The organism is Pseudofrankia coriaricola, assembly GCF_001854805.1.
Taxonomy (GTDB): domain Bacteria; phylum Actinomycetota; class Actinomycetes; order Frankiales; family Frankiaceae; genus Pseudofrankia.
In genome coordinates this window covers 36659-47060 of the sequence record NZ_MBLO01000046.1, presented here as the reverse complement: position 1 = coordinate 47060, position 10402 = coordinate 36659, and the positions used below count along the sequence as shown (strand labels likewise).

Below are 10402 nucleotides of genomic sequence, written 5' to 3'. Positions count from 1 at the left end.
GAACCCCGATTCTCCCTGCGCGGCAGGCACCTGTTCTCTTACGACGATCTACAAGACCCCAACATCAACGCCCAACTGGCGGATGTAGGTCTGACCAGGCAACCACCCGCCCCCGCCATGTCTCGGGCCGGCTCAACGCAACAGCGCCGCTCAAGCTTCTCGACCCGCGACCGGTCCCGCTCCCCCTGCCCTACACTGACCAGGAGGGGTTCCGCGCACATCGCACCGCGAACCCCTTCCGGTTCAGGCGGACGACTCCAGGGAGCACATGCCTAAGCAGGCCTGCGGATGTGGGTACCGATACTCACCTTGCTGGATCGCAGCAGCACGACTGGACCAAGCACCGCGATGCGCCGGGTTCGTCAGACAAGTGTTGGAGCGCACATCGGCAGTCGCATCCCGAAAGGACAGGTGAGCAGTGAGTCAGCCGGTGCAAGACGTCGCCTCCGCTTCAAGTCGACGGGATGGCGACCGGAAGGGAGAATGGCGCCGGTCCGCCGAGACGCGACGGGCTGTGCTCGACGCGGCTCGCCGCTTGTTCGGCAGCAACGGGTATGAGGGCACCAGTATCGACGACATCGTGCGTGAATCTGGTGTCAGCGTCGGCAGCATTTACCACCAGTTCGGTGGCAAGAGCGAAGTGTTTATGACACTGGTCGAGTCAGCTTTGGCAAGACACTCGGAGGTGTCTGCGCGGGAGACCCGTAGGGCGATCAATGCCGGTGAAACGGACCCACTCCGTATCTACATAGCCGGCGCCAAGGCATACCTGATGGAGACCTGGAAGCAGCGTGACCTAGATCGCATCAGCTTCGCCGAAGACGGTCCACCCGGGTTTGCAACGTTTCTTCGTGAGCGTCACGCAAGGTACTTGCGCGGTTCTCGCGGGCTCACTATCGGCAAGCCGCCATTGCCGGATTCAACTGCACATGCGCTTACGGCTCTCCTTCTGGCCGCAGCCACCCAACTAGTGGACGTCAATGACCGGCGCACCGCGAAGGCGGTTGTGGACTACTTTACGAATCTTATTCTCCGGATGGGTGATCAAGATTAGGTAGAGTGCGCTTCCGTCGAGCATGCCGGAGAGCTTGAGGGCGCGCAGGGTCTGGGCGAGGGCGGCGCGGTCGATCAGCGCGACGGGTGGGCTGGGGGTCATGGGGTGGGCTCCCGAGTGAGGTGGGCGAACACGTGCAGGGGGTGGCCGGCCAGCTGTCCGTCGGCCTCGTGGCAGCCGGCGAAGCCGCGCCGGTCGGCGCGGGTCGGTTCGGCGTGGTGGCCGGTCGTACCGAGGGCTTCGGCGAGGCGGTCGACGGCGGCGATCCGCTCGGCCTGGGAACGGCCGGTGGCGGTGGCGGGGTGGAGCTGGATGGTGATGCGGGCCGCATAATAGAATTGTCTACTAAATCGGGAACGCTCCAAACGGCAGCCAGCGGACCAGGATGGCGGCAGCTCGGGCACCTGCAACCGGTCGGTCGGCGAGCTCGTCCGGCAGTGGCGGCGCAGATCAGCCCCGACGAGTGCCCTACGGCGAAGGCCAGCCTCGCGGCCTGTGCCCGCTCGCAGCGGCCCGGGACTCACCGAGCCGGCCCGAGCTGACGGTAACGACTGGCGTGGAAGACCATCGGCGCGACCTCCGGGTGGCTCTGCAGCGCATGGATGCGCAGCACGACGATGTCGTGGTCGCCGGCCGCCACCTGGCGGTCGACCTCGCACTCGAGCCACAGGGTCGAGCCGTGCACGAACACCGCGCCCGTGGTCGACGCCGCCCAGGCGACCTCGGCGAACCGATCGCCTCTCTTGGCCGACAGCGCCGTGGCCACCGGGCCGTGGTCCTGCGCGAGCACGCTCACCCCGAGCCGCGGGAGAACGGCGAGCACCGGCCAGGTCGTCGAGGTGTGCGCCACGCACACGGAGACGAGTGGTGGGTCCAGCGACACCGACGTGAAGGAGCTCATCGCCATGCCCGTGGGCCGGCCATCGGCCATGGCGCACACCGCCGTGACGCCGCTCGGGAAGCAGCCGAACGCCAGCCGGAGCAGGGTCCCGTCGAGCGGGCCACCACCCTCTGAAGCCTCGGTCCAAGCGCCGGTCATGAACTCACCAGCCGCCGAGCGACCGGGCCCGGTCGAGCCAGGCGTCCAGGACCGGTCCCTCCTCGTACGCCGCGTCGAGCAGGTACAGCGCCGGCGTCGGGCCTGACTTCCCTCACGTTGATTCTTCTCGCAAGATCGTAAGGCTGTGACCTGCGGCTTCGCCGGCGCCAGCGACGAAAATTGTGCACTAATCGGAGGCGCCGAGTCGTTGCCGGAGACTGCCGCCGGGCCCACAAGGAGATCCACTCGCACGACACGGGCGGCAGTTGTACCAACAGATCGGCAACCAACTCTCGCGCCAAGCCCTCACGCCGGACCCGCGCCTCACTGTCCGTAGCATTACGATCTTGACCGCTGCATCGGGCCGCGCACGTGCGCACTAATTTGAGGGAAGTCAGGTCCACGGACATAGACGGACAAATTACCAAGATCTCTTAATCCGTGGGTCGACTCGTCTCAACGCTCCGTAGCCGCCGTTGGCGGGATGCCGCACGCCAGTCGTCCTGCAACGGGGGTGAAGGTCAGTGGACGACCGTGGACATCATCGTCGGTGGGGCATCGCCACCCTGCCTGCTGTGTGCGCCGTGATCAGGTGGCGCTATCGATCAAAATTCATTCGATCTTGGTTTCAGAGGCCGAAGTCATCGCCCAATGGCGTTTCGTGCGGGCCGGATGGCTGGCCCTCCTGCGGGTCCGCTGGCTCGGTCCCGGCCGGCCTCGGCAGCTGTCTGTCGGGCAGGCTTGGTAGCTCTACCCTGGGCCGCGACGATGGTTCTACCGCATGGTCGCCCGGCCGCTCGGTCTCGGAGGCGCCCGGCTGCTCGGCTTCGGGTGAGGTTGGTCGTTCTGTTTCGGGCGTTCTTTCGATGGGGCTGGGGAGGAGCTGGCGGGGGACGAGGCGGGCTACCGCTTCGGCGGCGTCGCGGTCGACTTCTTCGAAAAGGGTGGTGTAGGTGTCGCCGGTGAAATGGACGGAAGCATGGCCGAGGAGTTCGGAGACGAGCTTGAGGTCGCGGGTGGCCAGGTAGGTCAGACTGGCGGCAGTATGTCTGAGATCATGGAAGCGGATCGGTGGCAGCGGGCCGAAGGCCAAGGCGACCTCGATGACAGTGACGGGCATCCGGTGGCGGGTGGCGAGGTGGTCCGCTGACCAGCCTTTCGTGGCGTGCTCATGACGAACCTTGTTGAATCGGTCGATGAGGCGTCCGAAGCGTTGGCTGAGGCCGTCCGGGCGTAGGTGGTGCCCATCGGGGTGGGTGAAGACGCGGCCGTTGTCGATCCAGGCTGGGCCTGCCTGCTCTTGTTCCTCGATCTGCCGGGTCTGCCAGGTGTTCAGGACGCGCAGGCTCTGCTGGTCGAGGCTGATCGGCCGTGTTCCTCTGACACTTTTCGGGTCGGGCCATTCGTCGTCGTCGAGGTCATCGAGCTCGTCGGGGTCGGGTAGGTTGTCGCGGATGTAGACGGTCGCCGTGGTCAGGTCGGTTTCCGCCCAGCCGAGTGCGACGACTTCGCCGCGGCGCAGGGCGCGGTGCGCGACGAGGTGCCAGACCGGGTAGAAGCGGTCGTCGATCACGAAGTCGAGGAACGCGCCGGCTTGGGCCGGGGTCCAGACCATCACCTTCGATGGGCGCCGCCCGGTGCGGACCCAGGCGGCGACGCGTGGGGCTGTCCAGGCGAGTGGCTTGGGTACGCGGGCGGGTTCGAGCTCGACGTGCTCGGCCGGGTTGTACGGGATCTTGCGGCGTTTGACAGCGCTGTTCAGGGCATTGTTCAGGGTGGTGGCCACACTGTGGATCCGGGCAGGGCTGAGCCGCCTGCGCCGCGCCGGGTCGTCCTTGCGAGCCTCCAGCAGCCGGGTCAGCAGCGGGGAAGGGCGCTTGCCTTTGAGGTCGCGGCCGATCTGGCGCATCGCCGCGTAGAGCTGTTCGACGTGGTGGTCCCGGAGTTCGGTCAGGCGCAGATAGCCGAGGCCTGGTCTCAGGTACAGGCGGATGTGTGCCGCGTAGCCTTTGACGGTGCTCGGGTCGAGGCTGACCTTGCCCGCGAGCCAGTCATCCAAGTACTGGCCGACGGTCAGCCCTGCGGGGGTTTCCGTGCGCAGGCCCGCGTTCAGCTCGGCCAGGGACGCCGTCAACGCGGTGTCGGCGGCCTCCTTCGTCGGGAACGGGCCGACCGCGGGCCGGTGGCGCTTGCCGGCCTGACCTGTCGGCACGTCGTGCGTGAACCACCAGCCGCCGTGGTCTGAGCGGGCCACCAGCGGGCAGCTGCGGCCGTACTGCTTCCCGGTCGCGGGGTTCTTGCACGCGCACCGTTTGTACACCGAGCCCCTCATCGGCCGGCGCTCGCAGAAAGCCGCCCGCGGGCGCACCAGGTACTGGGGAGGGCGTGAAAATCCTCGGCAAATGGCCGTGGCGGAAAGATGAACCGGTCCATGACCGCGCAGCGTTCCGGCCGCTGTCACCACGGCGGCCATCCGCGACGACACCCTCGCCGACGTCGCCGAGGTTCGGGCATCGCGCAGGACACCGCACAGCACGCGGGGCGCTGGCACCGCGGTCACCCGCGCCAACGCCCCGCGACGTGGCTGTCTAGAAAGAGATCCCCGGGTACTCGCCTGCGGCTTCGCGTACCCGCCGCACGAACTCGGCGAAGACCTTCTGGTGAATCTCATGATGTTGCTCGTCATCGACGTCGTCGTCGTCGATCGGACGGTCGTCGTCTCTGTCTGTACCGGCTCGCTCGGCGACGACCGCGCTGTAGGCGTATTCGTCGAAGAGCAGGTAGCAGCCGCGCACGCCGCGCAGTAGATCCTCCAGGAGGTCGCGGGCCGGGCGCAGCGGGTCGAGCGGGGTCAGGCGATGGGGTATGACGTGCGCGTGGACGTTTTCGCCGTCGACCTCGAACAAGATGTCGGTCCGGCTGTTCGCCTCGTCGATCTGCTCGAGGAGCCGCGTCAGGTTCGGGATCACTCCGTCCGCGATGTCCCGTGCCTCAGCGACCAGGCCGAGGACGACATCCTGCGGCGACTCACCGTCCACGAGCCGTTCCAGGACGAAGGTCGGTGTCTCGTGCGGTAGGGCTTCGATGTTGTCGGACTCCACGAGGACCTGGTCCGGGTCCCCACCCCAGACCTCGGCGGTGACCGTCGCGGCCGCGTACAGCCACCGGGCCGCGGCGATCGCCGCAGCGGTCGGCTCGACCTCGGTAAACAGCCGGCCGTCACCGAACACGTTGTCTCGCAGCGCAGCGTCCGCCGCCGCGACCTGTAGCGGTGAGGCATCGGCCCGGGTGAGCACGACCGCCTGGCGGCCCCGACCTCGCAGATCCCCCCGTTCGGCCTGCTCCACCGCGTCAAGCTCGGCGCGGACGTCGTCGACGACCCGCCGGGTCAGCTCGCCGCTGCCGACGGCGTGCAACGCCCGGCCCGCACGGTGCGCCGCCTCCTCGACGACCCGGTAGAAGTGCAGCGTCTGCGCGGAGCCGTGAAGGTACGGGTTCTCGATGGCGGCCAGCACCTTGGCGAAAGCCTGCCGCGCCATGTCGCGGCGCCACCCTTCACCATTCACCTCAAGATCCGCGCTGCCGCTCGCCGGATGGGTGTAGGTCCGCCAGGCCGCCTTGGACAGGAACGTCAAGGCGTTCGCCAGGCGCAACACGTCACGGTCGGCCACCCCGTCCGGGAGCGACACGACCACGAGGGCTGTGTCGCCGGCGCCCGTCGCCCAGGACACCAGCAGCGACCGTGCCTCCGGATCAACCGCATAACGGCTCACGTGATCCTCCTCAGATAGATGCCGAGGTCCGGGCGCCGTGTGCTGCCACAACGTGGCGCCGGCGATGGGACAGGCGGGGCACCCGCACGAACCATCGCCTCCGGTGTAGGCGGCGATGTCATCGCGACCGTCATCCGCAGGGACATCGCGGACGCCCTCCGCGTGGAAGAGCCATCCGCGAACGCATCGCCGATACCCACCACCGCCGACCGTTGGACGGCCCGAATGTCGTGACGGACACCTGAGCTACGGCGTGGCACCAGAGCGGCGTGGGCTACCGCGCGTGCGGGATGAACCGGCAGCACGGTAGCACCGCGACGGCCATCGGGACCGACATCGTGCCGGCCACTGCGGCAAGTCTGTGCATCTGCGAGGACACCGCGAGCGGGTAGCCCTCGGGCGGATCGCACCGCCGTCGAGACCAAGGCTCGGTCGGTACATCCGGTCTCGCGCGACGCGACGCTGCTCACGACCGCTGGATGGCGCCCGCGCGCAGCGGGTCAGGGTGTCCTGAGTCCGGGTGGTCCGTCGGCGCGGGCACGTCGGATGAGGCTGGTCAGAGTGAGGGCCTTCTCGGCGGGCTGGGCGGACAGCCACGAAAGGACGTGTTCGTCGTCCGTGCCGAGGCCGAGGCCCGCCAGTGCGACGTGCAGCTCGTCGTTGAGGTCGCCGGGGGTGAAACCGGCGAGTTCTTGGCCGAGCGGGCCGGTCGGGGTCACGACGGCGAGCGGGATGAGATCGCCGGCGTCCGCGCGGGCCGCGGGAACCCCGGCCGGAGAGGGCGCTGCCTGGGGGCAGAACACCAAGGTGGTTTCGCCGAAACTCTCAGCGAAACGCGCTCCGGCGGGCAACCGGGCGAGGGCCGCGGTCAGGCAGGCGACGGTGTCCTCGGGGCGGACGGTGACCTCGAACGTGCCGTCGGCGGTGAGCCGCGCGCGGCCCGCACCGGCCAGCTGTTCGAGGGTCTGACCGGTGGCGATCCCGGGCACGGGAACCAGCCGTAGTGCGCCGGTGGCGCGCTCGTCCAGGACGAGGATCTCGATCACAGCCTCGGTGAAGCGCTGGTCGAAGACCTCCCATGCAGCCGGCGTGGCCGGCAGATGGGCCAGGTCAGGGATGATCAGCACTCCGTCCGGGTGAGAGGCGATCTCGTCCAGCAGAAGTGCCAACCCTGGGCGGTCGTCCTCGTCAGGACCGGTGTTCCGGTCCACGTAGACCTCGACCAAGGTCAGGCCGGCTCGTTGCGCGTGGGTGACGAGCCGGTGGTGCAGGCCGTTGATCCGATCCTCGTCGGCGTCGACGGTGGCGAGGTAACCGAACGCCGACCGGGCCGGCGTGGGCGGCGCCTCCGGATCCGGCTTGCTCGTGTGGGCATCGAGGGCGGGGTAGGGGCGTGGCGCGGGCTGGGCCATCGCGTCCTCCTGACCGGTTCCTGGAGTCATTCGGCTCCGCGGAGCCGTGGACGCCCCGATCGTCAGTCAGATTGCAATGAAATGCAAGTGCATCTCACGTCTCGCAGGATGAGATGCTGCTGCGGTGCAACCATGTCGGACTACGGTCGATCACCCGACGGTGACCGTCCCGGATCAGGCGAGGAGCAAGGAACCGATGGCAGCGGACACGACCCCTACGCTGCGGCGCCGCCAGCTCGGCGCCGAGCTACGCCGGCTACGGGAGGACCGCGGCCTGACCATCGACGACGCCGCGGCGCACCTCGACTGCTCCGCCTCAAAGATCAGCCGGCTGGAGACCGGCACCAGTTCCCAGCGCCCACGCGACGTCGCGGCCCTGCTCGACCTCTACCAAGCGCCTGACGACCACCGGACGCGACTGCTCGACATCACCCGCGATGTTCGCCAACCCGACTGGTGGCACCGCTACACCGATGCCGTCCCCCGCTGGTTCGAACGCTTCATGGCCGCCGAGACCAGCGCCACCACCTGGGACTGCTTCGACGCCCAGCTCGTCCCCGGTCTGCTCCAGACACGCGACTACGCCTTCGCCGTCATGCGCGCCGCCAACACCGCCCTCGACGACACCGAGATCGACCGCCGCGTCGACCTGCGCATGGAACGCCAGAAGCGGCTATCGGGCGAAGATCCGCTCGCCCTGCGGGCCGTCCTCGACGAAGCCGTCCTACGCCGCCACGTCGGTGGATCCGCCGCCATGCGAGCCCAACTCGACCACCTGGCTGCCGCCGCCCGCCAGCCGAACATCACCATCCAGATCCTGCCGTTCACCCTCGGCGCCCACCCCGCCCTCGGCTTCTCGTTCAAGATCCTCGGCTTTGGCGGGAACGGTGGCGGCGAGGTCGTTCACGTAGAACAGCTCAACAGCGGCCTCTACCTGGAACGGGAAGCCGATCTTCGCCGCTATAAGCTCGCGATGAACCGCCTCCGAGCCTTCGCGCTCGACCCCGAGCGGTCCCTCGACCTGATCACCAAAGCGGCGGAGGACCTTCAATGAGCACCACCCCGACCAGTCCCCTCGCCTGGCGCAAGTCCAGCCACAGCGCTGGCAACGGCGGCGAGTGCGTCGAGGTCGCCGCCCTCCCGGACGGTGGTCGCGCCGTCCGCGACAGCAAAGACCCTGAGGGCCCGGTCCTCCGCTTCACTGCTGCCGAGTGGCGAGCGTTCCTCGCCGGCGCCCGAGACGGCGAGTTTGATCGATGACAGGGGCGGCCGTGAACGAAGCCCGGCGTCGAACCGCATGAACCGCTCGACGGCAGACGATCGGGGCGCCTCCTCGGCGCGCTAAGGGTCGAGGGCCGCTCGCCCGATCCACCAGGGCCGGATGGTCGGAGTCTTCCGAGGGACGTATCAAGGTGGAGGCCTGGTTCCGGACCGCAAAGATCGCCTGCGACGGGCGGTCGGGGCGCCTCCCGGGGTGCTGAAGGTGGAGGGCGATCGCCATTCGCGCGATCCACTCAGACCGGACGGTCGGAGTCTTCTGGGGCCCGTATTAAGGTGAAGGGCAAATTTCGGACCCGAGCCCTTTGATCATCGGCGCGGTGAGCAGCGCCAGCAGGCGGTCAACTCCTCGATTCGTCGAGGATTTAACTGCTACATGACCACAAGTTGATGTTGCTCATAGATGCGCCAAAACCAAGGCAGAGCCACCAGATATTGGTGGTTCTGCCTTTTTCTATCTGATCGAGAATGAGCGAGGAGAACTGCCGTGACAATGGCCAACCTGTTGGACTTTATCCAGATCGCATCGGCGATCGTGACGGTGATCAAGATTTTTCCGCCGGTCCTGGCTGCGGCCAGGGCGATGCGGTCCAGTCCGTTCTCCTTGTTCAGGCTCCGGACACCATCCACGCACGCAGCCGGGCACCGGGACTCTGCCGGGACGGGCGGCCCGTCTTATGGCTGGTTGCTCATCTACCGCAGTGGTCGGATCTCCGCAGGTACGCTCATCATATGGCCAATCAGCGTTCGCGATTGGGGGACGCCACAGTTGCTGCTGGTTGGGACGTGCCAGGTTTCGACGCCCGCACCTTTCTGACCAGGGCAGGGCTGACAACTTGCCCATGCGGCCGGCTCCGTTCACTGCAATGGTCGCCGACAGTCTCGCCTGTGGCCCGGCTCAGGACTGAGCCGGGCCACAGGCGAGGCAGCACTACTCAACTACTGATGTGGTGCTCGCCGACGTCGTGGATAAGCCAGGTCCCTACCGCATCGGACAGGTCCCAGGGCCTGGTCAACATCATCCTGCGGACCGCGGTCAGGTCCGTTCCGGCTGGGGGTGGCGGTATCGGCCCCCCCCCAGCCAGATTGGGTGGTTCGGATTGTCGAGCGCAGCAAAGACAGCGGCGACATGTGCCGGATATCCAGCGGTTCCCCACCAGCCGGTGGCGGACAGGGTGCTGAACAACGCCGGGACGTAGAACACCAACCGCGGGTCGTGTTCGTCCATGCTCAGCAGCACGGATCCGGCCGCCTGGCGGACTTGTTCTTCGTACGCGGCCAGTTCGCTTGCCGGCGTGACGTCGTCCGGGACGTCGCAGTCAGGATCGGCACGCGCGTTGGCGAGTGTCGTGGCGACCACCGAGTAGAGCGTCGCGCCAGTCACGAGAACCCGCTTCGGGTTAATCATCCAGCGGTAGAGCCGGAAGAGGAGGTGTTCCAGCGGGCCGGGGTCTGCGGCAGCGACGTCGACCATGGTGCGGATGCTCTGCTGGCGGCACCACGCCCGGAGCCGGTCTCGTACCTTCGCGGTCGTGTGCGTGTTGATCCGGTACATGTCCACGTCCGACAACGCGCCGTCGGAACCAGCATGCCAGTCCTCGACTTTGGTGTTCCTCCACCATTCAACCGTGATGCCGGCCGCAGCCACGCCCAGCATCTGCCCAAGGTTATCCGGATCGAGCCCGGCCTCGGCGAGCAGCTCGCGGAGAGTATCTGGGGACAGGTACCGTGCCCCGTCCGCACCGCCGTCGGGAGAATCGCCGACTCTCATCCGCAGGAATCTCCTCCGCTCGATGTGATAGTAACTCGCCGTGCTCAGATACTGGCACATGGCAGATGTTGGAGT

At 67.5% G+C, this 10402-nt stretch carries 10 protein-coding genes; 3 read left to right on the top strand and 7 right to left on the bottom strand.

Annotation, left to right across the window (positions count from 1 at the left end; all coding sequences use genetic code 11):
• Positions 1-514 precede the first annotated feature (514 nt).
• The gene (locus tag BCD48_RS45775) at positions 515-1054 is read left to right on the top strand and encodes a TetR/AcrR family transcriptional regulator (protein ID WP_157910459.1); all 540 of its coding nucleotides are present in this window, start codon (positions 515-517) and stop codon (positions 1052-1054) included.
• Between the two features lie 98 nt (positions 1055-1152).
• Here the strand turns inward: BCD48_RS45775 and BCD48_RS54790 are convergent, their stop codons facing one another.
• From BCD48_RS54790 to BCD48_RS09355, 5 genes are all read right to left on the bottom strand, one after another.
• On the bottom strand, positions 1153-1419 hold the full coding sequence (locus tag BCD48_RS54790; RefSeq protein WP_131803868.1) for a hypothetical protein: 267 nt from the start codon (positions 1417-1419) through the stop codon (positions 1153-1155).
• 155 nt (positions 1420-1574) lie between these two features.
• Entirely contained in the window at positions 1575-2093 is a 519-nt protein-coding gene (locus tag BCD48_RS09370) for a flavin reductase family protein (RefSeq protein ID WP_071047937.1), read from the bottom strand.
• Between the two features lie 628 nt (positions 2094-2721).
• Entirely contained in the window at positions 2722-4413 is a 1692-nt protein-coding gene (locus BCD48_RS09365; RefSeq protein WP_241841610.1) for a tyrosine-type recombinase/integrase, read from the bottom strand.
• Between the two features lie 268 nt (positions 4414-4681).
• The gene (locus tag BCD48_RS09360; protein WP_116271464.1) at positions 4682-5866 is read right to left on the bottom strand and encodes a hypothetical protein; all 1185 of its coding nucleotides are present in this window, start codon (positions 5864-5866) and stop codon (positions 4682-4684) included.
• A 500-nt stretch (positions 5867-6366) separates the two neighbouring features.
• Complete coding sequence (locus BCD48_RS09355; RefSeq protein WP_071047935.1) at positions 6367-7278, bottom strand: hypothetical protein; 912 nt, start codon at positions 7276-7278, stop codon at positions 6367-6369.
• 196 nt (positions 7279-7474) lie between these two features.
• On the opposite strand from BCD48_RS09355, the gene BCD48_RS09350 reads away from it, so the two are divergent.
• Positions 7475-8332, top strand: a complete 858-nt coding sequence (locus BCD48_RS09350) for a helix-turn-helix domain-containing protein (RefSeq protein WP_071047934.1) — start codon at positions 7475-7477, stop codon at positions 8330-8332.
• Positions 8329-8538 (top strand): DUF397 domain-containing protein, encoded by a 210-nt coding sequence (locus tag BCD48_RS09345; RefSeq protein ID WP_071047933.1) that lies wholly within the window; start codon positions 8329-8331, stop codon positions 8536-8538. The genes BCD48_RS09350 and BCD48_RS09345 overlap by 4 nt, the downstream gene beginning before the upstream one ends.
• A gap of 390 nt (positions 8539-8928) precedes the next feature.
• Here the strand turns inward: BCD48_RS09345 and BCD48_RS50555 are convergent, their stop codons facing one another.
• Positions 8929-9186 (bottom strand): hypothetical protein, encoded by a 258-nt coding sequence (locus BCD48_RS50555; protein WP_131803866.1) that lies wholly within the window; start codon positions 9184-9186, stop codon positions 8929-8931.
• A gap of 406 nt (positions 9187-9592) precedes the next feature.
• Positions 9593-10387 carry a hypothetical protein gene (locus tag BCD48_RS09335; protein WP_131803864.1) on the bottom strand — a complete coding sequence of 265 codons (795 nt, stop codon included), beginning with the start codon at positions 10385-10387 and terminating at the stop codon, positions 9593-9595.
• Positions 10388-10402 lie beyond the last annotated feature (15 nt).